The organism is Pelotomaculum sp. FP, assembly GCF_004369245.1.
GTDB lineage: Bacteria > Bacillota > Desulfotomaculia > Desulfotomaculales > Pelotomaculaceae > Pelotomaculum_C > Pelotomaculum_C schinkii.
Genome location: NZ_QFGB01000010.1, coordinates 38968 through 61138, shown reverse-complemented (window position 1 = coordinate 61138; position 22171 = coordinate 38968). Strand labels below are relative to the sequence as shown.

At 47.9% G+C, this 22171-nt stretch carries 25 protein-coding genes and 3 pseudogenes; 1 reads left to right on the top strand and 27 read right to left on the bottom strand.

Annotation, left to right across the window (positions count from 1 at the left end; all coding sequences use genetic code 11):
- Positions 1-65 precede the first annotated feature (65 nt).
- From Psfp_RS06010 to Psfp_RS05975, 8 genes are all read right to left on the bottom strand, one after another.
- The gene (locus Psfp_RS06010) at positions 66-2306 is read right to left on the bottom strand and encodes a DNA translocase FtsK (RefSeq protein WP_134217643.1); all 2241 of its coding nucleotides are present in this window, start codon (positions 2304-2306) and stop codon (positions 66-68) included.
- 143 nt (positions 2307-2449) lie between these two features.
- Positions 2450-3232 (bottom strand): undecaprenyl-diphosphate phosphatase, encoded by a 783-nt coding sequence (locus Psfp_RS06005; RefSeq protein WP_134217642.1) that lies wholly within the window; start codon positions 3230-3232, stop codon positions 2450-2452.
- Between the two features lie 115 nt (positions 3233-3347).
- Positions 3348-3560 carry a YlzJ-like family protein gene (locus Psfp_RS06000; RefSeq protein WP_134217641.1) on the bottom strand — a complete coding sequence of 71 codons (213 nt, stop codon included), beginning with the start codon at positions 3558-3560 and terminating at the stop codon, positions 3348-3350.
- On the bottom strand, positions 3557-4390 hold the full coding sequence (locus Psfp_RS05995) for an ATP-dependent Clp protease proteolytic subunit (protein WP_134217677.1): 834 nt from the start codon (positions 4388-4390) through the stop codon (positions 3557-3559). Before Psfp_RS05995 ends, Psfp_RS06000 begins: the two co-directional genes overlap by 4 nt.
- A 78-nt stretch (positions 4391-4468) precedes the next feature.
- The gene (locus tag Psfp_RS05990) at positions 4469-4669 is read right to left on the bottom strand and encodes a hypothetical protein (RefSeq protein WP_134217640.1); all 201 of its coding nucleotides are present in this window, start codon (positions 4667-4669) and stop codon (positions 4469-4471) included.
- A 227-nt stretch (positions 4670-4896) separates the two neighbouring features.
- Entirely contained in the window at positions 4897-5130 is a 234-nt protein-coding gene (locus tag Psfp_RS05985; RefSeq protein ID WP_134217639.1) for a hypothetical protein, read from the bottom strand.
- Between the two features lie 62 nt (positions 5131-5192).
- Positions 5193-5342, bottom strand: coding sequence for a type II toxin-antitoxin system Phd/YefM family antitoxin (locus Psfp_RS05980; protein ID WP_243120500.1), 150 nt, complete (start codon positions 5340-5342; stop codon positions 5193-5195).
- 91 nt (positions 5343-5433) lie between these two features.
- The gene (locus Psfp_RS05975) at positions 5434-5886 is read right to left on the bottom strand and encodes a hypothetical protein (protein ID WP_192895285.1); all 453 of its coding nucleotides are present in this window, start codon (positions 5884-5886) and stop codon (positions 5434-5436) included.
- 33 nt (positions 5887-5919) lie between these two features.
- Here Psfp_RS05975 and Psfp_RS22155 point away from each other — a divergent pair, with 33 nt between their 5' ends.
- A complete protein-coding gene (locus Psfp_RS22155) occupies positions 5920-6207 on the top strand; it encodes a hypothetical protein (protein ID WP_134217638.1) in 288 nt (95 codons plus the stop codon).
- On the opposite strand, the gene Psfp_RS05965 is transcribed toward Psfp_RS22155, so the two are convergent.
- From Psfp_RS05965 to Psfp_RS05880, 19 genes and pseudogenes are all read right to left on the bottom strand, one after another.
- Positions 6168-6437, bottom strand: a complete 270-nt coding sequence (locus Psfp_RS05965; protein ID WP_153189501.1) for a hypothetical protein — start codon at positions 6435-6437, stop codon at positions 6168-6170. The two genes, Psfp_RS22155 and Psfp_RS05965, sit on opposite strands and share 40 nt — an antisense overlap.
- A gap of 163 nt (positions 6438-6600) precedes the next feature.
- Positions 6601-6974: pseudogene (locus tag Psfp_RS05960) on the bottom strand (transposase); the annotation flags it as partial.
- Positions 6898-7401: pseudogene (locus tag Psfp_RS22150) on the bottom strand (DUF5412 family protein). The pseudogenes Psfp_RS22150 and Psfp_RS05960, both read right to left, overlap by 77 nt.
- 210 nt (positions 7402-7611) lie before the next feature.
- Positions 7612-7710, bottom strand: a pseudogene (locus Psfp_RS05950) (translocation-enhancing protein TepA); the annotation flags it as partial.
- Positions 7711-7801: 91 nt separating this feature from the next.
- On the bottom strand, positions 7802-9469 hold the full coding sequence (locus Psfp_RS05945) for a ribonuclease J (RefSeq protein WP_134217635.1): 1668 nt from the start codon (positions 9467-9469) through the stop codon (positions 7802-7804).
- 350 nt (positions 9470-9819) lie between these two features.
- Complete coding sequence (dapA, locus tag Psfp_RS05940; RefSeq protein ID WP_134217634.1) at positions 9820-10704, bottom strand: 4-hydroxy-tetrahydrodipicolinate synthase; 885 nt, start codon at positions 10702-10704, stop codon at positions 9820-9822.
- 28 nt (positions 10705-10732) lie between these two features.
- Complete coding sequence (dapG, locus tag Psfp_RS05935) at positions 10733-11953, bottom strand: aspartate kinase (protein ID WP_134217633.1); 1221 nt, start codon at positions 11951-11953, stop codon at positions 10733-10735.
- Between the two features lie 94 nt (positions 11954-12047).
- Entirely contained in the window at positions 12048-13067 is a 1020-nt protein-coding gene (locus tag Psfp_RS05930) for an aspartate-semialdehyde dehydrogenase (protein WP_134217632.1), read from the bottom strand.
- A gap of 86 nt (positions 13068-13153) precedes the next feature.
- The gene (locus tag Psfp_RS05925; RefSeq protein WP_134217674.1) at positions 13154-13744 is read right to left on the bottom strand and encodes a dipicolinate synthase subunit B; all 591 of its coding nucleotides are present in this window, start codon (positions 13742-13744) and stop codon (positions 13154-13156) included.
- Positions 13745-13771: 27 nt separating this feature from the next.
- Entirely contained in the window at positions 13772-14662 is an 891-nt protein-coding gene (gene dpsA, locus Psfp_RS05920) for a dipicolinate synthase subunit DpsA (RefSeq protein ID WP_134217631.1), read from the bottom strand.
- A 102-nt stretch (positions 14663-14764) separates the two neighbouring features.
- Positions 14765-15568: a 4-hydroxy-tetrahydrodipicolinate reductase gene (dapB, locus tag Psfp_RS05915; protein ID WP_134217630.1), complete on the bottom strand. Its 804-nt coding sequence runs from the start codon at positions 15566-15568 to the stop codon at positions 14765-14767.
- Positions 15569-15743: 175 nt separating this feature from the next.
- Complete coding sequence (locus tag Psfp_RS21525; protein WP_190238911.1) at positions 15744-15914, bottom strand: hypothetical protein; 171 nt, start codon at positions 15912-15914, stop codon at positions 15744-15746.
- Between the two features lie 15 nt (positions 15915-15929).
- Entirely contained in the window at positions 15930-16916 is a 987-nt protein-coding gene (locus Psfp_RS05910) for a hypothetical protein (RefSeq protein WP_134217629.1), read from the bottom strand.
- Positions 16917-17543: 627 nt separating this feature from the next.
- On the bottom strand, positions 17544-17819 hold the full coding sequence (locus Psfp_RS05905; protein ID WP_134217628.1) for a YlmC/YmxH family sporulation protein: 276 nt from the start codon (positions 17817-17819) through the stop codon (positions 17544-17546).
- A 25-nt stretch (positions 17820-17844) separates the two neighbouring features.
- Positions 17845-18180 carry a hypothetical protein gene (locus Psfp_RS05900; protein ID WP_134217627.1) on the bottom strand — a complete coding sequence of 112 codons (336 nt, stop codon included), beginning with the start codon at positions 18178-18180 and terminating at the stop codon, positions 17845-17847.
- 111 nt (positions 18181-18291) lie between these two features.
- Positions 18292-18756, bottom strand: coding sequence for a dUTP diphosphatase (gene dut, locus Psfp_RS05895; protein WP_134217626.1), 465 nt, complete (start codon positions 18754-18756; stop codon positions 18292-18294).
- Positions 18757-18838: 82 nt separating this feature from the next.
- Positions 18839-20104, bottom strand: coding sequence for a pitrilysin family protein (locus Psfp_RS05890; protein ID WP_134217625.1), 1266 nt, complete (start codon positions 20102-20104; stop codon positions 18839-18841).
- Between the two features lie 63 nt (positions 20105-20167).
- The gene (locus Psfp_RS05885; protein WP_134217624.1) at positions 20168-21322 is read right to left on the bottom strand and encodes a D-alanyl-D-alanine carboxypeptidase family protein; all 1155 of its coding nucleotides are present in this window, start codon (positions 21320-21322) and stop codon (positions 20168-20170) included.
- 78 nt (positions 21323-21400) lie between these two features.
- Positions 21401-22126 (bottom strand): polysaccharide deacetylase family protein, encoded by a 726-nt coding sequence (locus Psfp_RS05880; protein ID WP_243120499.1) that lies wholly within the window; start codon positions 22124-22126, stop codon positions 21401-21403.
- Between the last annotated feature and the right edge of the window lie 45 nt (positions 22127-22171).

Genomic DNA, 22171 nt, shown 5'->3' with positions numbered 1-22171 from the left:
TCTTAGGGTCTCCTTTTTTAAGTAAATATATTACACCAGTCCTGTCAAGTTAAAGGTAGAACATATCACCTCTTCTTAAAAACTTGCTGGTACTGCTCCAGTGACATTAGTATTGCCCTCGGTTTGCTCCCCTCATAACCCCCCACGATACCCCTCTTTTCCATAATGTCAATAAGGCGCGCGGCCCTGGCATAGCCTATGTGCAGTCTCCGTTGCAGCATTGAAATAGAGGCGTGCCCGCTCTCGATAAGAATTAAAACCGCCTGCGCCAGCAGTTCATCCTCAATCTCAGGGGCGGGCTCCTCTGCAGGGGTTTCAACAAGGATCTTATCATCATATACGGGCTCGGCCTGCTTTTTAAGGTAGTGGACCAGGTCGTCCACCTCACGATCGGAAAGAAAGGCGCCTTGAACCCGGACCGGTTTAGACGCTCCCACCGGAAAGAACAGCATGTCCCCCTTGCCGAGGAGTTTTTCAGCCCCGCCCATATCCAGAATGGTGCGCGAGTCTATTTGGGAAGATACCGCAAATGAAACTCTGGAAGGAATATTGGCCTTGATCAGGCCGGTAATTACGTCCACGGAAGGGCGCTGGGTCGCCACCACCAGGTGGATGCCGGCAGCCCTGGCCATCTGAGCCAACCTGCATATTGCGTCCTCAACGTCGGCAGGGGCAACTATCATCAGGTCGGCCAGCTCGTCTATAATTACCACCATGAAGGGAAGCGGCTGGGCGCCGCCCGGGTCTTTGGTTCTAATTACGGTATTGTAGCGGGTGATATCGCGAACGCCAACAGACGCAAAAAGCGTGTAGCGGCGTTCCATCTCCCGGGCCGCCCAACGTAGAGACGTTGCCGCTTTTCTTGGGTCTGTAACCACCGGGGACGCCAGGTGGGGAATACCGTTATAGGTAGCCAGTTCGACCATCTTCGGATCTATCATTAAAAACTTTACTTCATCGGGCGTGGCTTTGAATAGTATACTTGCGATCAGGGTATTGAGGCAGACGCTCTTACCTGAACCTGTTGCTCCAGCAATCAGCAAGTGGGGCATTTTGGCCAAATCGCTAACAATAGGGTTTCCGGCAATATCCTTACCGAAAACTACGGTCAGCTTTGATTTGGCCTGCCCGAACTCCTGAGTTTCCAGCAAGTCTCTAATGTGGACCATAGATATCTCCTTGTTCGGGACCTCGATACCCACCGCAGCCTTCCCGGGGATAGGAGCTTCGATCCGCACATCCGGCGCTGCCATGGACAGGGCAATATCATCGGCCAGGCTTACAATCCTGCTGACCTTAACCCCTGCCGGAGGTTGGATTTCATAGCGGGTAATGGCGGGTCCCCGGGAAACCTGAATTACCTTTGCCTTCACGCCGAAACTCTCCAGGGTTTCCTCAAGGATACGAATATTTTCATTGATATCTTTACTCAAACGAATATTTTTAGCCTTTAAGGGACGTGATAGTATGGTCAGGGGTGGCAGTTTGTAAGCGCCCAGATCACCTGAGAAGTCCTTGTTAAACAGGGCATCCAATTCTTCATCTTCTTTTACTTCTTCACCAGGTCCAGCTTCCGGCCTGTCCGGGTTGACAACCTCTTTTTTGCTGTCATAGTCAGAAATCATGGGGATATTCTGCTCATTACCGGCTCGTTCTTTCAGCCCTGCGGGCGGCGCCCCGGTTGGAAATGGTTCCTCAGTATTATCTATAATGACAGGAGCATTGGCTGGAGCCTCCTTGTCTTCTTCTACCTTGGTGAAGAAAAAGTTGTCCAATCCCTGCAAGCTGTTTTTAACCCCGGACAACAAACCGGATGCAAATCCCTTGGTCAAGGTTGCCAGGGAAAGGTTGGTTAAAAGCAGGAGCGCGATAATCCCGGTGGCAATCATAATTATATATGTGCCGATAATCCCGAACGATTTTCTTAAAATATAGCTGAATACAGCTCCCAAAAGGCCTCCGCCGTCACCGTTCCAACCCGCCTTGAAGGAGTCGTCCACAGGTATAATCAGGTGGCAAAAGGTCAAGATCAATAGGAACAAGAGCAGCGCTCCATACATTCTTTCGGACACCGTGGTGGTACTGCGCCGCTTTAGCACCAGCCGGGCGCCTCCCATGGCAAGAAGCAATGGAAAAAGGTAGCGCCCTTCTCCCGCAATACTTTTGAAGACCCTGTCTATACATACACTGACCAGCCCGGAGGAAGGGACCAGAATGCTGAGTAGACCAAGCACCCCTAAGGCTATGAGGGCGATCCCGATAATTTCATATTTGAGCTCTTCCTTCATTTGACCTAAAATTCCCATGAATTTCCCTCCCCCCAGAAATAATATACCATAGTTATCGGCAAAAATCCTAGAAAACTAAATACTATTAGCCCTCCGGGGCCACCGGAGGGCAGCATGAAAAATTAATTTTGGCATATCAAAAGTATGCGTCCAATATGAGATTACCTGGCCAGCGCCAGGATAATTACGGCAGAACCAACAATGAAGCGGTACCAGGCAAACACCGCGAAACTGCGTTGTGACAGGTATCTGATCAGAAAGCCTATTGCAATAAAGCCGACCACTGCGGAAGAGATAACCCCCGTCAAAAAAGCTGCGTTCAGGTCCCCGGGCGACAGGTCTTTCATTTTATAAAGCCCGGCTCCAACAACAATCGGGGTTGAAAGTAAAAAAGAGAACCTGGCGGCGGATGCACGGGTAAAACCCAGGGCCCGGCCGGCGGTCATAGTAATCCCGGAACGGGACACCCCGGGAATAATAGCCAATGCCTGGGAGAGACCTATCAGCAGGCTGTCAAGGAGAGAGACAGAGTCTATGCTCTTTACGCTGGCAGCTCTACGGTCGACCCAGTAAAGAATAATCCCCATCACAATCAGCATAACGCCGATCAATAAAGGTGTGCGCAATACTGTTTCGGCCTGTTCTTCAAAAAGATAGCCGATAGCGCCCCCCGGTATTGTCCCCAACACCAGGTACCAGAATAGCGCAGCTTCTTTGCTCCCTTTTCTGGTAACAGCAGAGCTGAGCAGTGTAAGCCAGTCCTTCCAAAAATAAGCTATCACTGATATAAGAGTTCCTATATGCAGTGCGACATCAAAGGTAAGCCCGGCATATTGCCACCCCAAGGCCCACGGGACCAGGACCAGATGAGCCGAACTGGAAATAGGAAGAAACTCTCCCAGGCCTTGTATTATACCCAGCACCAGCGCTTCTGTCAGGGTCAAACGAATACCTCCTTTTTGTAGATTTTCAACACAATACTTTTTATTATATCACGAGGTTGACCGGACTGTGAAAATCCTTCCAAAAAAAAATTCCTGGTTAGACCAGGAATGGTGTTTAACAATTTATGATACTGCCCGGCGCAAGTTCCGGCTTCAGGTAGTCGAAAGGATTCGTACTTAACAGCTTGACAATCTTCTGACGTCCGAACCCCGCCGATTCCACCACCATCGCTACTCCCTGGTATTCGATGTCCCTGTACGCAGGGTACCTGGTAGTGTCGAAGCCTTCCAATACCAATTCCAACTGCATCGGAGTATAAAGAATCACTGGAGTACCGCCTCTTTTCTTCTTTGCTTCCAATCATCAACCATGGTGTTGATTTTATTGACAGCGTCGCCAATTCCTCCAACCGCGTCAATCAGACCAACCTCAACGGCTTCCTTACCAATAAGAACAGTCCCAATATCTCTTGCCAGGTCTCCGGTCCGGAACATCAACTCGCGAAATTTTTTTTCAGTAATGTTTGAATGCATTGTAGTAAAACGGACTACCCTGTCCTGCATCTTGTCAAGGTATTCATAGGTCTGTGGAACGCCGATGACCAGGCCGTTGAGGCGAATGGGATGAATAGTCATGCTGGCGGTGTCGGATATAAAGGAATACTTGGCCGCAACCGCAATCGGGACTCCAATAGAATGACCCCCTCCCAGGACGACCGAAACGGTGGGCTTGGACATACTGGCTATCATTTCGGCAATGGCCAGGCCGGCTTCAACATCCCCGCCAACGGTATTAAGGATGATTAATACACCCTCAACCTCGGCTGCCTGCTCCAGAGCTACCAACTGCGGAATCATGTGCTCATACTTGGTGGTCTTGTTCTGCGGCGGAAGGACCAGGTGCCCTTCGATCTGCCCGATGATGGTCAGGCAGTGAATATTGGACTTGACTTCAGGAATGGGGGCCGAACCCATTTCCTTCATAGACTCCATGGCTCCTTTGGATTTACCGGCAACTCTTTTACCGTGCTGCGGATCCCGTCCGGGATCCGCTTCTTTATCAGGGTCTTCCCGCCTTTCCGGTTCAGGGGTAATCCCCGGCTCCGGACAGGGCGCCGGAGTAAAGGGGAAAACTCCCGGCTGAGGTTCAACATTCATTGACGACACGAATTTCACTCCTGACTTGGTACTTAGATATATGTGAACCATTCTATGACTTTTCTATTATGTTTCATATTAAATAAAAAATACACCCATGTGCCTGGTAGCCGCTAATAAAAGGAAAGAGCGCCAAAAGCCGCAAGTAACGGCATCACAGCTGTAGGTCTGGCCGTTGGCGGTGAAGGTGGCCAGCTGGGGATAGTTGACGACCTTGGGCATCCCGTCGCCGTAGTATTCGTAGCTGTAGCTCTTGCCGTCGGCGCTGACGGTGGTCAATCTGTTCAGGTTGTTGTAAGCTCTTAACTGTCAAACTTGAGTTTGGCCAGCCTATTCAGGGATTCGTAATAATAGGATTGTGGTGGGAGAAGGGACCTGTCCCCTTTTTAGATGAGCTGTCCGGCGACGGCCGGCAGCACGGCAGTCAAAAAAAGAAAGACTGCCGCAAGTGCGAACAATCTCTTGAACACCAAAATCACTCTCCTGATATTATTTTAATTAGGTCCCTATTTTAGGCGTTTTATTATGCCTACTTCTTCTTCCTGAGTGGAAAGCCGGCTGTCGATCTTCTTAATGTCAGCCCAAATATACTTAAGCTCATTTTTAATTTCTACCTGGCCTTGTTCAAGCACCTTCTGACCTTGTTCAAGTGCTTTTACGCTTTGTCCGAGTTCCTTCTGGCCCTCCGTAAGCATTTTCAGCTGGTCAAGCACAAGCCTTTGGAATTGTTCATTATCCATATCTACCAACTCCCAACAATCACCCTAATAAGTATTTCCACGAGAACCTCGTTTTTCCTGCATCATGATTTATACCATACTTGGAGCTTATCAAATGTCTTGGCCTCGACAATGTAGGCCACGGGTTTTGATCTCTGCAATAGAACAATTGGTTCTTTTGTCTTAATAGCCTCAGCAATTATTTTACTGACATTTTGCCTTATCTCTGTCACATTAAATATCTGTACTTAATAGCACCCCTTTTAATAGTATCACTCTTCATGCATCATAATAATACTACCTGCCTTACTAAGTGTAAATATATTACAACTCAAGAAATTTGGGACATTCCCATAAATTTCTTCCTAAACCCCCATGCCCGTGAAGGGCTATAAAACTTCCGAACGCAACCGCATCCTTAAAGTCCTGGTATAGGTCGTAAGAAAAGGCATGGTAGTTCCCCTGGGGGTCGGTGACTCTCTTTAACCGGTCCCATTCGTCGCTGAGGTAGTTGGTTTTGCTGCCGTTGGCGTCCTTGGCCCAGATGAGCTGCCCGTAGTTGTTGTAGCCATATGTCGCCGGCACCCAAAGCCCTTTGTTGTAGTCCCAATATATGCTGTAGATCAGGTTGCCGTAATCATCGTAGCAGCTTAAGGAACTGGTGAATTCGGTGGCGTTGCTGGTGCTGTATGTTTCGATTACAAAGACATTTTGAGACACCTCTGTAAATGAATTGTCCAGAGATCTGTAAGGATAATAATTGATGTGCTCCTCCACCACGTAGTTTTCGCTTTGTCCCGTTGATGGGGGATGGGTTGTTTTGGTGAGTCGGCCCTGGCTGTCGTAGCTATAGCCGGTTACATTGCCCAGGGCGTCTGTGGCGCTGATGACGTTGCCCTAAATAAACTCATAGTTTTTGGTGGTGGTACTGGACTTCTGCACCCCTTCTTCTGTGTAGTATTGGGTTATGGTGGTGGGGAAGGCAAAGTAAGCCCCGGCGACGTAGCCGTAGTCGGTCCTGCTGGTCCGCCCGTCGCTGTGACGGATGGTTTGCCGGGTCATATTGCCGGGGTGGCCGGCGTCCCCGTACTGGTGTAATCGGTTGTCTCGCTTTTGGCGTTGATGGCGGAGGTCACGCGCCCCAGGCTGTCGTAGTTGCTGGTCTCGGTCAGCAGCACCCCGGGTTTCTGGTAATAGCTTTTGGTCTTGAGAAATTTATAGGTTGCGTCATAGGTGTAGCTGGTGGTGTGCTGGCTTTTCACGGTGGCATTGTTCCACTGCGCCAGGGTCAGGGGGGCTGTCTCAGTTTTAGCCGGTAGTTCTTCCAAAATAGCATGCAGGCACAATTCCAGCCATATGCTTCTAAAAATCCGGTCACCTTGGTCTGGGTCGGAAGACCTAAAATAAGCTCTTAACCGGAGTTTGACCAGCCTGTTCAGGGAGTTGTAATAATAGAATTGTGGGACAGGGGACCTGTCCCTTTGTCCTTTTTACAAACTTGGTTGAATTGCGAATTTGATGGACTATGCACAACTGCTGCTTGGTCTTTGGAAATACGGCGTTTATGGCTTCACCAAGCCCTTTTAGGTTATCGTGGCAAGCAATAAAAATGTCTGCAACGCCGCGCTTCTTAAGGTCGGAGCAGATATTGGCGTAAAATGATGCGCCCTCCTTTTCGCTTATCCAAATCTCTAAAATGTCCTTCTGCCCGTTCATGTCAATGCCTAAAACCGAGTAAACACACTTGTTGATAATCTGCTGTCTTTGCGGCTTTTGAACACGATTCCATCAAAATATATTATCGGGTATATCGCTTCCAAGGGACGGTTCTGCCATTCGTTGCCTTCTGGAAGGATTTTGTCCGTCTCTAAATTGTTTCGGAATTTCTCTTTTCCAATCAGGATCGCGGCGCCAATCATATGTCTCACCTTTTAAAATATTAAGTTGTTGATTTCCAATCACTACTTCGCTATTATTTAACCATTCCACATAAGGGTCAAGCTCAGGCTAATTAAAATAGATATTTTTTCTTTTCTGTCTTTTTGTCTCATATAATTCTCCTCTGACCCCATCATCACCTAAAGCCCCTGAGTCGTTATGATATGTATTAATAATGTAATTTTTATTTGGAGATTCGATTGACCTAATTAATTTACCTTTAGGCACAGAATTTAAATTGTAAAAAGTATTATAAATTACAAATCCAATTATTAATAAAAACACAGATACTATACAAATAAATATTCTTTTGCATCCCTGCAAAACCTTTCTATCGGTACCATCTGGCTCCATCTTTACAACACCCCGGATTTTTTGGAAATGGTAAAATTATTGCTGAGCCTAATATAGGCTTCCGATATCCATATTCCCAGGGGAAAAACAACCATTGCGAATAAGGCTGAAAAAAGGCTCCTAACTTATTGGGCTCAGAGCCTTTAAAATTACTTCGAAGCCTTGGTATTCCTGGCTTTTTCTATAGAGTAGTGACAAGGACTCAATCAGGACGCCGATAGAGTGGCCGCCTCCTAGGACAACCGAAACGGTCGGCTTGGACATGCTGGCTATCATTTCGGCAATGGCCAGACTCGGCTTCAACATTCCCGGTGACAGTCCCCTAATAAAAGAAAGAGCGCCAAAAGCCGCGAATAACGGCATCGGCGCTCTTTACTAAACATTAAGCTATAGCTTTTCCTCAAACTTCCATGATAATTGGCAGTATCATCGGCCTTCTCCTGGTTTTTTCGAATAAATACTTTCCTAAAACGTCTCTTACCTGAGACTTCATTGAGGACCACTCGGAGATCCCCTTGCAAGTGCATTTTTCTAATGATGCTTTTACTCTCATCCTTGCTTCCTCGAGCAGTTCTTCGGATTCCCGGACATAGACAAATCCCCTCGAGACAATATCGGGACCTGCCATGATTAACCCTGTTTCACGGTTTATCGTGACCACCACGATCAGGATACCGTCCTGAGACAGCATTTTACGATCCTTGAGGACAATATTCCCTACATCTCCAACACCGAGCCCGTCGACAAGTACCTTTCCAGCGGCGACTCTGCCGACGACTCTGCCCGAGCGACGAGTGAATTCCAATATTTGGCCGTTTTCCCCCACAAAAATGTGCTCCGGTGAAACCCCTACGTCCCTGGCGAGTTCGGCATGCCTAATCATCATTCTGTATTCGCCGTGGATAGGGACAAAGAACTTCGGCCGGGTCAGGTTAATCATGAGCTTCAATTCCTCCTGACTCGGGTGACCGGAGACATGAATGCCGGACATCGATTCGTAAATTACCTTGGCGCCAAGCTTGAACAACTGGTCGATAATGCGCGCAACCAGCTTTTCGTTGCCTGGTATCGGTGTAGCCGAAATAATAACGGTGTCGCCAGGTAAGATTTCAACCTGACGGTGGTCCGATAGGGCCATCCTGGTCAAAGCCGACATCGGTTCCCCCTGGCTCCCGGTGGTAAGGATCGCAACCCTGTTTTTGGGCAGGCGGTTAGCCTCCTCAAGTTCGATCATGATACCGTCGGGGATGTCCAGATATCCCAGTTCGGTGGCGACGCTGACCACATTGACCATACTGCGCCCCACCACAGCAACCTTGCGGTTGTGCTTGTATGCTGCCTGAATGGCCTGCTGAAGCCTGTGCACGTTGGTGGCAAAAGTGGCAATGATAATCCTGTCTTCGGCTGCCAGGCGAAAAGTTTCATCAAAAGTGTTTCCGACAAAACGTTCGGACATGGTATAACCGGGCCTTTCCGCATTGGTGCTGTCGGAAAGTAAGACCAACACGCCTTTTTCACCCAGCTGAGCCAAGCGCTGAAAATCAGTTACCTGACCGTCCACCGGCGTCTGGTCAATTTTAAAATCGCCGGTATGAAAAACCACGCCAATCGGTGTATGCACAGCAATCGCCACTGCGTCTGGAATGCTGTGTGATACTTTGATGAACTCGATTTTAAAAGGACCAACCTGTACTACATCTCTCGGTTTTACCGTGTGCAGAATGGTTTCACTGATCATATTTTGCTCTTTCAGTTTACCATGCAGCAGCCCCAAAGTTAGTTTAGTCCCGTAAACCGGTACATTTAGCTGGCGCAGCACATACGGCAGGGCGCCGATGTGGTCCTCGTGTCCGTGGGTAAGCACAATTCCGAGGACGGAATCCCTGTTTTCCAAAAGATAGGTAATATCCGGGATAACGATGTCAATCCCCAACATACCTTCTTCCGGGAACATTAAACCACAGTCAATAACTAAAATATTCTCCCCAAATCTCACCGCCATCATGTTTTTGCCGATTTCCCCTAACCCGCCAAGGGGTATCAGGGACAATTTAGGTTCTTTTGACAAATCCGCACCTCCTAACCATTTCCAAAAAAAACTTTTCACGTTTGCAACAGGTGAGATAATTCAGGAGAAGGTGGGGAAATATATAATTAGACCGCTCCCGGGAAATCCGCACACTTAAAAAACACTCAAATATTATTGTACTATATTTTATTACCAATAACAACAAATTTAAAACATAATGTTAACACTGTAGCCTGTTTATTGCAGTAAGAAATTCTTATCCAAGCAGGCCAAAGCATAATGTCCCCAAAAAACCTCATATAATACATGAAAAGGAGCTGCATTTTACGTAAGCGGCTCCTCTTCTATCCCCTTAGTTGGCACACTCGATTATCAACGATGGTTGGCGCTTAAAAAAGGTTGAGATTTTCCAGAAGTTCTTTAATAGCTGATTTTTCTGTCGAGGTTGCTTCCACTAAAGGCAGGCGTGTTGCTCCAACCTGCCACCCCTTCAAATTTAAGGCGGTTTTTACTGGAACCGGGTTGGTGGCGATAAATAAACCTTTAAAGAGGGGGAACAGTTCGAGGTGGATTTCGTTGGCCAGGGTGGTGTTTCCGGATGTAAACGCATTCACCAGTTCCTGCAAACGGGGTCCCACCAGGTGCGATGCCACACTGATAACACCTTTCCCGCCCAGCGCCAGCATTGGCAGGGTCAAAGAATCATCGCCGCAGTAAATCGCAAAACTGTCCGGCAAAAGCCTGCGTAATTCACTGACCTGATCCATACTGCCACTGGCTTCCTTAATCGCGACAATATTGTCAATTTCAGCGAGCCTGGCCACTGTTGCAGGCAGCAGATTTACAGCTGTTCTGCCCGGTATGTTATAGATCATTACAGGAAGGTCGGTACTCTCTGCCAGAGTCTTAAAGTGTTGGTAAATCCCTTCCTGAGATGGCTTATTATAATACGGGACTACCAGCATTACCCCGTCAACACCAACTTTTTCGGCTGCCCGGGTTAACACAATGCTATCCGCGGTTGAATTGCCGCCTGTTCCAGCCAAAACAACGGCCTTTCCTCCTACCTCTTCCACCACGGCCCGGAAGAGTTCTACCTTCTCGTCCTTAGTAAGTGTCGGCGACTCCCCTGTTGTTCCGGCTATGACCAGCCCGTCCGAACCGGAAGCAGCCAGGTGGCGCGCTAACTTCCTGGCCTGGCTCAGGTTGACGCTCAAGTCATTATGGAAAGGCGTGACCATGGCGGTCAGTACCCGCCCAAAATCCACATTCAATTCTGTTCACCTTCCTTGTTATTACTCATTATTGCCGGAACTCACGGTGAAGAGCGCGGATGCCCTTCTCCATGTCTTCCTTTTTAACCAGCACCCAAATAGTAGTATAAGAATCAGCGGACTGCAGGATCTTGATTTGTTCCCGTGCGAGCGCCTCAACGATTTTTGCCATCACACCAGGTACGCCGGTCATTGCCGCGCCCACGGTTGCAATTTTGGCACAGTCAGGCAGCACCTGCGGGGAGATACCAATATTATCTAAAACCTGTACGGCTTTCGACGCGGTAGTGTTTTTAACAGTAAATAATATAACATCGGGATGCACGTTTATAAAGTCCACACTAATCCCGGCCAGTGCCAGACTCTTGAATATTTTCCTTTGGAAATCAATTTTATCCGTGATACTATCGGCTATTATTTTTATCTGGGTAATATCTGAAATATAAGTAATGCCGGTAACTGTCCGGTCCCTGGTAATATCAATCGAGCCATTTTGCATTTCACCCTGTGAGGTTACCAGGGTACCTGGCCCGCCGCTGAAAGTTGATTTAATCCGCAAAGGGATTCCTTTCTGCATAACAATCTCAACGGCCCTGGGGTGGATTACCTTGGCCCCTTCATGAGCCAGTTGGCAGATTTCGTTATAAGTAACATTTTCCAGCGGCAGGGCGTCTTCTACAATTCTTGGGTCCGCCGTCATTATTCCATCGACATCGGTATAAATATCAACCCAGGCAGCATCAAGAGCCACACCCAGCGCAGCCGCCGTAGTGTCACTCCCCCCCCGGCCAAGGGTCGTAATCTCCCCTTGCTGCGTAACACCCTGAAATCCCGCCACAACCACAATCTTCCCAGCAGAAGCATGTTTCATTATATACTCGGGTTCAACCCTTAATATTCTTGCTTCATTGTATTCACTGTCGGTAATAATACCCGCTTGTGAGCCGGTAAGAAATACAGCAGGGCAACCCGTTTTTTGGATGGTTGCCGCCATAATTACACCGGAAATAATTTCACCGCATGACATTAGTAGATCGCTCTCACGGGGAGCAAGCTCTGTATTGCCGCTGCACGCAAAGGAGAGCAAGGTATCGGTGGCATAAGGATCCCCCGCGCGTCCAATGGCAGACACCACCACAACCGGGGCATAGCCTTCCTGTTTAGCCTGGATCACCCTGGATACAGCAATATCCCGTTTATCCTGACTCACCAGGGAGGTGCCGCCAAACTTCTGGACAATAAATCTCATTAAACAATCTCCTTTTCAGCCTTCAACCTCGACACCGGTCGATTGGCGCCATGACGCTGCTGCGGGCTTCAGTAGAGAATGACAGTTTGAGGCATTAATTATTCATCAAACATCCGTATTCGACAAGCAACTCCGCAATCTGGACAGCATTTGTAGCGGCCCCTTTGCGGATTTGATCCGCTACCACCCAAATGTTTAAGCCGTTGGGGATTGAATTATCCTCCCGGATGCGACCGATAAAAACTTCGTCGCGGTTGGAAGCAAACAAAGGCATGGGGTAAAGCTTGGCGCCGGGGTCGTCAATAACTACAATACCCGGAAAACTTTCAAATAAACGCTTTGCTTCCTGAGCAGTTATTTTTCGGTGCGTCTCAATATTAACAGCTTCCGAATGGCTGCGGTAGACCGGTACCCGTACAGTGGTGGCCGTTACGGCAATAGCGTCATCGTGCAGGATTTTTTGGGTTTCCTTGACCATTTTCCATTCTTCTTTGGTGTAATCCAAATCCATAAAGACGTCTATATGAGGAATTAAATTAAAGGCTATAGGGTAGGGGAAAATTTTTGGGGTTATTTCACCCTGCTCAAGCACCGCCCTGGTCTGCCCCGTAAGTTCCTCAATACCCTCGCGTCCCGCTCCAGACACCGCCTGGTATGTTGCTACCACCACCCTCTTAATTTTGGCAGCGTCATGTATTGGTTTTAATGCAACCACCATCTGTATGGTTGAACAATTTGGGTTAGCGATAATACCCTGATGCCATTTTACATCTTCGGGGTTAACTTCCGGTACCACCAGCGGAACTGCCGGATCCATTCTGTAATTACTGCTGTTGTCGATAACGACTGCGCCCCGCTCAACGGCGGCAGATCCAAATTCCTTGCTTGCAATGCCCCCTGCGAACAGAGCTATATCCATTCCGTTGAAAGAGTCAGGTGTAGTGATTTTCACCTGATACGGTTGGTCTTTGAAAAGCATAACTTTACCTGCGGAGCGTGAGGTTGCGCAAAGTCTTAATTCGCCGACCGGGAAATTTCTTTCATCAAGTATTTTGAGCAATTCCTGGCCCACCGCTCCGGACGCCCCAACGATAACTACATTGAACTTCTTCAAATATACCCCTCCAAATACAGTTTAAATGCATATGTTTTATAAGAACGTGCCGGGTTGCGGTCAGGTATCATACCGGTTTTTTGAACCTATGGATGATATCCTAACAATAACGGTTGGTACTGCTTGCCTCTCATAGCCTCGAGGAGCGTCTCAGTAATCAGATCCCACTTGGCCATAAGTGAATTTGGTTTGCTGGTTGGGTTGTCTTGCCCAAATGGTACCATATAGAGGTTCTTTACGTTAAGCAAGAGTCCGATGTTCTTCGCGTTCATACTGAGGCCATCGTTAGTGGATATGCCCAGAACAACCGCCCTCTGGTTTCTCAATTGGGCTTTGATAGAAAACAAGACCGGCCCATCAGTGATTCCATTTGCCAGTTTGGCCAGAGTATTGCCTGTACAGGGAGCTACAAGCAAAATATCGAGAAGTTTTTTTGACCCGATCGGCTCAATTTCCACCAGGCTTGTAATAGCATCCCTGCCGGTTATATCTTTTATTTCTTTCTTCCATGTGTTACTGGCGCCGAATTTGGTATCGGTAGTATCAACCGTTTGGCTGATAATCGGTAATATTTCAGCGCCCTCACTAACCAGAATACGCAACTGCGGTATTACATCAGCAAGACAGCAGTGAGAACCCGTAAGGGCAAATCCCACTTTAACCCCTTTTAAACGCATCATAAGCACCTCCGAAACCGAAACCAATTACCTGCCGGCCATCTCCTCCGCCAGAAACCCGAGTATGGTCCTGGCCAGTATACGGCCTGCCGTCTTGGGCGCGACACGACCGGGCAACCCCGGCGCCAGGACTGCTTTAATCCCGAGTTTGTTAGCCGCCTGGAAATCTGTACCTCCTGGAGCCGATGCAAGATCTATGATTACGGCCTCAGGTGATACATTTTCCAGTATTTCGCCCGTCAGGACCATAGACGGGACAGTATTGAAAATGGCATCCGCTTCTCTCAGGGATTTTGACAGTTGGTCAAACGGTATTGGGGTAAGGTTCATTTCAGCAATACGTGCCAGGGGTTCTTTCCTTCTTGCCGCTACCCGTGTTTTTGCCCCCATGGCGCCGAGCAGGCGCGCCAGCGTGGCGCCGGTTCTGCCAAAGCCAAGGACGTAAGCTGTGCAGCCGTGAATAGTAATGGGCAGCATCTCCATAGCCATTTGTATGGCCCCCTCAGCGGAAGGTATGGAATTGTAAATTGCGACCTCATCAATTTTCATTAGTTCTATAAGACGCAATTCCTTTTGTTCCATTAACCTGACCAGCTTCTGTCCGGCCACCCCGACAAAGACCGGGATGTTGGAGGGCATAATTGAAATCAGTTGCTCTGTCAGGGTCAGTGGCTGATCCGCCAACGGGGCGTATATAAGCCCGTCCTCATTGATACCGGGTACCGGTAAAACCAGGGCGTTAATCCCATGCAAACACTCTTCCTGCTCCTGGAAGGCGGCAACCCCCGGCTTCACCTTGGCCGGCAGGCCGGTAACATTGACCAGCGCTCCGGAAGCAGCCAGTTCTTCCACAATAACCAGGTCTCTGGCATCACCGCCCATAACGGCAACCTTCAACCCCTTAAGGTTTGGCCGCATAGTTTTGCCCCCCTAAACACGTTTACCCCAAAATACAGTACAGTATATGTTTTCCGTTAAACGGAGGTGCTTGTCCTGCATTTACCTCGTATTTAGATGTCTTTATTCAAAGAGCAACCGGTCTAATCCATAAACCACCCTTTCAAGACGCATTACCTTGCGAATACCCAACAATACACCGGGCATAAAAGATTCCCGGGTTATTGAATCATGCCTGATGGTCAGAGTCTGGCCGAGTCCTCCGAAGATCACTTCCTGGTGCGCCACCAACCCTGGAAGCCTTACGCTGTGAATGCGTATACCCCCGGCAAATTCTCCGCCTCTCGCTCCGGCCAATCTTTCAACCTCCATTGCCGAACCCTGCTGGATTTCCGTACCCCTCTCTTCAATAATAGCTTCGGCCGTTTTAATAGCCGTGCCCGAAGGCGCATCCAGTTTCTGATCGTGGTGCAGTTCGATAATTTCAACATGGGGGAAATGCCGGGATGCTTCTGCCGCAAACTTCATCATCAACAGAGCTCCGATAGCAACGTTGGGCGCTATTAATCCACCTACTCCCAGATTCTCCGAATATGCGACAATATCATTGATTTGCTCCGGACTTAAGCCGGTCGTTCCAATGACCGGGCGGACCCGGTGCTTGAGGTAGATCATCGTGTTATTGTAAACAGAATGTGGACCGGTAAAGTCCACTGCTGCGTCAGGACGTACCCGCATCAGCACTTCTTCAAGATCCTTTTCAATAATTATCCCTGTACTGCCTGCTTCGGCCAGTGAACCTACATCTGTACCCTCACCAACACTGTCGACTGCTCCGACAAGTTCTATATCTTCGGTTCGCAGGACCGATTTCACCACCTCACGGCCCATCTTTCCATAAGCCCCGGTGACGATAACTTTAATCATAGTATGCCTCCTTTAAGCAGCTAATCCCGAAAGAAGAAACCCCTTTGACTTTTAAAATTAATTTTCTTATATATAATTGTTTATGTCAATATTAATTCAGGACTTGAAAACAAAATAGCCCTGTATAGAAACAGTCAGGACGGTGTTGTGTTTTATGAAATTAGACAATCATGCGCTATTTTTTAGGTATTACAAAGCTGGTTTGCTTTAGTGAAGGGATATTGGAAAAATCGAAATCAGCCAGCGGGTAACCTGACCCGCCTGTCAAAAGATAATACTTTGTGGTATCTGTATAATAATTAAAATGCAATTTCTTGTTATCAAAGGCTGTCCGGCTTTCTTCCATGCATATTCATCCCCCTTATGATATTGTTTTCCACCCCTGTTTAAGTATGCTTACGTTTACCTGGCCGGCCTCGGGAAAATCACGCTTTTCGACCACACCCGAAAAAACAAAAGCGTCTGCGCCCTGCATCGATTCAACGTATCCGCTAACCACCTCAAATTCAGTCTTGGCCCCTATCAGCTTTTCAGACGGATTAAATGGCTCAGACAAGGCCAACTCTTCGGCGTAGTCCTGGTATAATGACCACATCAACGGTTCAAAGCTTGTGTCCGGTATTGATACAGCCAGATTAATCTCGTCCATAGCTTCCCGGCGGGAAATCATATGGTTATGCGCATATAGTTTTTCAGTGAGATTGTCCACAATGTGTTCAATGCGTCCTTCTTTCAGAGGCAACTGGTGCAACGCAAGCATTTTTTTAGCCAGTGACCTGATCAACAGATAATTTCGGTGCACATTTCCCAAAGCCAGCGGGTGAATACGTTCTGCCAGCAGGGTAAAAGCCTTAACCTGCTGGTCGGTGCTGCATACACCGGCTTTTTCACCTGCCAGGGCAAGGTACGAATAGACATCTTCAATATTCACAGGAATCTTAGCAGCAGGGTTATTGGGATCCTGTGGATTAAAAGCATTCACAACGCTGGGGTCAATAGGCCCAAGTTCACTCATTTTACCCATCACTATTTCATCCGCTCCCAGACACAAGAGAGTTCCGGCGCTGTAGCAACGAAATGGCACCAGAACAGCAAAACGATTGGTATATTCTCTAATCAGATGAGCCAGACGCCACGGCGTCAGGACGTCCCCCCCCCTTGTATACAGAAACAGGTCAATTTGCTTGCATTCACCAAACATTTCCAGATGCCTGTAGAAGACCGGCGTAACATCCGGGGCAATCCTGGTGTTGACGTTCTCACGGTCGCCGGTGATATAGCAAAGCAGTTTAGAACCTCTAAGCTCAGATATTTTTTTTATTAACGCAACCCTTTGTTCACGGGCCATGTTACGCCTCCGGTTATTTTGTCAACACGTTTATTATGCCATTTCAGCCTGGATTAATAACAATCAAAATAATTAAGTTTGACCGTAAACAAACACAAAAAACCCCATGGCCTGCATGAGTTAAGGTTAATACATATTAGAAATGCTTTAAAAAAGACCCGACTTGCGGGCATGGGGTTATCCGGAGCGAACGGAGCACCTGGATGCGTTCCTTAGCGCGTGCGTAGCTTGCAGAAAAGCTTAAATAGCGCGTAGCTGCCGGATGGCAGTCTGCAAATGCGGTCGGAATAATGTTATCTTACTGAAAAAGTAGAATTGTGAAAGAGCGGAGGAAAACCCCGTGACCACTACCCCAGAGGCTAATAATGAAAAACTCCATGTCCGGCATGGAGTTTAAGCCAATATACATACTCTCAAAATGACCCGACTTGCGGGCATGGGGTTATCCGGAGCGAATGGAGCACCTGGATGCGTTCCTTAGCGCGTGCAGGCGTGCAGTAAAGCTTGAATAGCGCGTAGCTGCCGCATGGCAGTCTGTATATGCGGACGACATGATGCTGCCTTATTGAAAATGTAGAATTGCGCAGAGAGCGGAGGATAACCCCCTGCCCCCTACCCCAGAGTCTTTTAAAAGTTCGAGCTGTATCGCTGGTAACTTGGACTTGTCTGATCCAAATCGACAATAATAACCTCCGCGCCAACCTTTCTGATCGCCTCCCAGGGTATAACCAGGTGCTGTCTATCGATCCAGATATTAATTAGGTTGTTTTTCTTGGGCAGGATAATTGAACGGATTTCCCCCGATTCTGTGTCCAGGATCAGGTCGGATTCTCCCACCACGCCAAGACGCGACCCGTTATATAAATTTACAATTTCCTTACCGGCAAGTTCACCCATCCGCACTAGAAGGTCCTCCTTATTATCTTAATTATATTCTTCTCCAAGCATTAATAATTCTTTGCATGTATGGTTGGGCGACAGCCATTAGAATGGACACAAAAGCCAATGGTTCCATGCTGAGCCCTCCCAGGTAAATACGCTCAGGCAGCTGAACTTCCATAAAAGTGGCTATAACCACCAGGGAAATATAAATGCCGCCGGCAACCCCGACCAGGTTTGCCAGAGCTTGTGATAGAGGACTTGACTTTGCTTCACCAATAGAGCTCCAATCCTTTTCCCGGTACTTGTACAGCAGGATACGCTCCCGGACTGATATACTCACCAGAAATAAGATTACGATAATGAGAATTATCCCGCTTAACATTCGCCTCACCCCATAGCTATCTTATTTGGGACAGGCAGGAAATATGAATAAAAAAACAACAGGTTACCTGTTGTTATAAAAATAGTTAAAATACCAAAAAATAGCCGATATTTAAAGCTGGCCCGTGGAACCAAAGCCACCGGTTCCCCTGACGGTGTCGTCCAAAGTATCAGTTTCCTCAAGCTTTACCTTGAAAACGGGCATAAAAACAATCTGCGCTACCCTCTCACCCGGGTTGATTAAGTATTCCTTGTCTCCCTGGTTAATCAGTGCGATAAGTATTTCACCTTTATAGTCGCTGTCAATAACACCAACAGCATTGGCAAGGGAGATGCCGTGCCTGGCGGCAAGACCGCTTCTGGGGAATACCAGTCCGACAATATACCTGGAAGGTATCTGGATCGCCAGTCCCGTAGGTATCACTACCCTGGAACCGGGCTCTATAACCACCGGGGAGTCCAGGCAGGCCGGCAGGTCCAGACCGGCGGCGCCGTCAGTGGCGTAACGGGGAAAAGGAATATCCCTGCCAACTTTCTCCGAAAGCTTTTTAACCTGAATATTTGCGATAAGTTCCATTGCTCTTGTCCCCCATCCGACTAGTTTGAATTAAAGGTTTGTTCGTAAAAAAATCCTCTTTTTGGAGAGGATTTTCATGTCATCAGACCCACAATCCGGTGAGGATTTTTTTCAGGTTGCCACAATCTTCCCATGGCCCAATAGCAGCCAGTGAGAAATTTTCAGGCTTCAACATTTGTCTGGAAAGCTCCTGTATTTCATCGGCTGTCACCTTGTTTACCAGGGCCACAATTTCTTCAGGTGGAATAACCTTGCCCAGATATAATTGTGATTTACCCAAACGGCTCATTCTGGTATTGACGTTTTCGAGGCTTAACAGCAGGTTCCCTTTTAGCTGGTCTTTAGCTCTCTGTAGTTCCTGTTGATTTACTCCGTTGACTTGAATGTCCCTAACCTGTTTTAAGGTTAGTTCCATGACCTCATCAATGTTTTCTTTACTTAATCCGGCGTAAACGCAGAACAAGCCGGCATCATGGTAGGAGGTATGGTAGGAATAAACCGTGTACACCAATCCCCGCTGTTCCCTGATTTCCTGAAAGAGCCTTGAACTTAAGCCGCCGCCCAAAATTGTGTTGGTAACCTGGAAGACATAAATATTGTCGTCGTTCAGTTTCAAGCCCGGAGTACCGATGCACAGGTGGACCTGTTCAGTTTCCTTGCTGCGGCATATTACCTCGCGGTGCGGGGCAGGTGTGATCATCCTCCTCACGGTGGGGTTGCCTTGTTTTGGCTCAAGGATTGGGCGGAGCTTGTTGATAACACGCTCATGATCGATATTCCCTGCTACTGCCACGGTAAGTTTGGCAGGATTATAATACTTATGGTAGTAATCCATAATCTTGTCTCTGGATATGCCGGCTATTACATCGGCTGTTCCGATAATCGGCCGGCCCAGAGCATGGCTCTTCCACATTGAACCGGCAAAAATATCGTGGACAAGTTCATCAGGAGCATCCTCGTACATTTTAATTTCCTCCAGGATAACATTCCGTTCCTTGTCTATATCCTGGAGCTCAAATTTTGAGTCAAAGAACATATCGCTTAAAAGGTCTACAGCCAGGTCAAAATATTCGTCAAGAACCCGCGCGTAGTAACAGGTGAATTCTTTAGTCGTGAACGCATTTAACTGGCCTCCAACTGCATCCAGGGTTTCGGCTATATCTTTGGCTGTACGCCGTTTGGTGCCTTTAAACATAAGGTGCTCGATAAAATGGGAAACACCGCTGACTTCGTTGTCTTCGTCGCGAGAGCCGACATCTACAAAGAAACCCACGGCTACAGACCGGACGTGGGGGATATCCTCGGTTAGAATATGCACGTTGTTATCTAATGTTACCTTCTGGAACATATGGTGGAAACCTCCTTAAAGTACAATCCTACAATTATTCGTTAAATTTATTATAATTCCTTTTTATATCGGCAAAAAATTCCTCTTTACCCAAAACAAACGGTAATTCGGCATTCTGTCGACATCACGGTCGGAAACCAGCTCAACGCTTCCAACGACTTCCCCGTTAATCTTGGCTGTAATTCTGCCGATTGGCTGACCCTTAACTAGCGGAGCAGTTATTTGCCTTTCAATTGAAACCACTTTTTCCAAAGCGACTTCCTCGTCTCTGGGAATGACCACGTCAAGCTCGGCAGAGGCCACTGCCATAACCTCGTCAGTTATACCCTCCTCGACCATGGCGCTTCCAACCACAGCGCCCCGGTCGATTACCCGCAAGTTTTCAAACCGCTCGAAACCGTAATCAAGCAATTTTATGGAATCTGTCCAGCGATCATCACTGTTAAGCACCACGCTGATTAATTTTCTTCCATCCCTGGCAGCCGACGCTACCAGGCAGCAACCAGCCTCCACTGTGGTGCCGGTTTTAACGCCGTCTGCCCCATAGTAACTCCACAGCAGGCGGTTGGTATTACTTAAATGACGAGTACCCATACTGCTCTCAATTATTATATTGCGGGTACCGATAATTTGTTTGAAAACCTGATTGTGAAAAGCATAGCGTGTGATCGTTGCTAAATCTTTTGCCGTGGTGTAATGATCTGCCGCTGGAAGGCCGTTGGTATTTTTGAAACTGGTAGAGTCCGCTCCAATTAGTTTTGCTTTTTGATTCATTAATAGCACGAAATTTCCTTCTGTGCCGCCAATGTGTTCGGCCAAGGCGACACAAGCGTCATTGCCGGACTCAAGCAGGGCGCCATATAAAAGGGCTTGCAGGGTAAGCATTTCACCGGCTGTAAGCTCCAGGCTGGCTTCACCTACTGAGGCGGCATGGGGGCTTACTGTTACAGTTTCCTGTAAATCCCCGCCCTCCAGAGCCAGCAGGGCTGTCATAATCTTGGTGGTGCTGGCAGGGGGTTTTTTTAGGCCGGCATTTTTCTCAAAGAGGATCTGGCCTGTTCCGGCATCCATCAGGATAGCGGCGTCAGCAGTAATTGATGGTATGGAACAGCAGCCTGGTTCAGACGGGTAGGCCGGCCGGCAGCAAGGAAAAGAAATAATTATGGTTATAATTAAGACCGGATACAGTAATGGAAATGCCCGGTTTCTCAGGCGCATTTTTTGACCACCTTTTTCACGCGATCAGGTTTCCCATTTTTGTGGCGGATTATTAGTTTTAAGTTGGTCGATTCGCTTTCATTCTGTCTTCAAGCCTTCAAGGAGTATTGAAACCTTGACCATTTCGTACCCTTCTTTCTTTAGTTCCCCGATTATTTCAGGAAGGGCATGGACAGTCGGGGCAGTGGGATGCATCAGGACGATGGCGCCGTTGTGTGCTTTTTCAACAACCCGTTTTACAATTACAGAGGGCTCAGGTCGCTGCCAGTCAATGGTGTCGACACTCCAAAGTATAGTTTGATATCCCGCATCTTCAGCTGCCTTTAATACTGCATCACCCCGCTCGCCATATGGCGGCGCGAACAATTTAGTCTTGATGCCGCAAGAATTATCGATCGCAGTTTCAGTTTTTTTAATTTCATCTAAGTTCGCGGAGCGGGAAATTCCATCCGGATGCGGGTGTGAGTAGCCGTGGTTGCCGACTTCGTGCCCGTCCTGGGCAATTTGCCTGGTTAAGGCGGGAAAATCTTCCGCCCATTGTCCACCGATAAAAAAAGTAGCCGGCACATCATTTTTCTTTAGCGCCTCAAGGATCTGGGGAACATATTCCTCCCCCCAAACTACATTAAAGGTCAGGGCGACATTTTTTTCTTTGCCGCTGCCCTGGTAAACCGGCGCTCCGGTTGTGGTGGCCGGTTGTTTCCAGGGACTGATTAAATACCCTGCCATACCTATGAGGACCAGCAGAGCAAAAAAGCTCGACCTTGTCTTTTTGCTACCGGAAGACAGTATTAATAACCTCAATTTTTTCAAACCCCCATTCCATTCTTGAAAAAACCTATGCTGAAA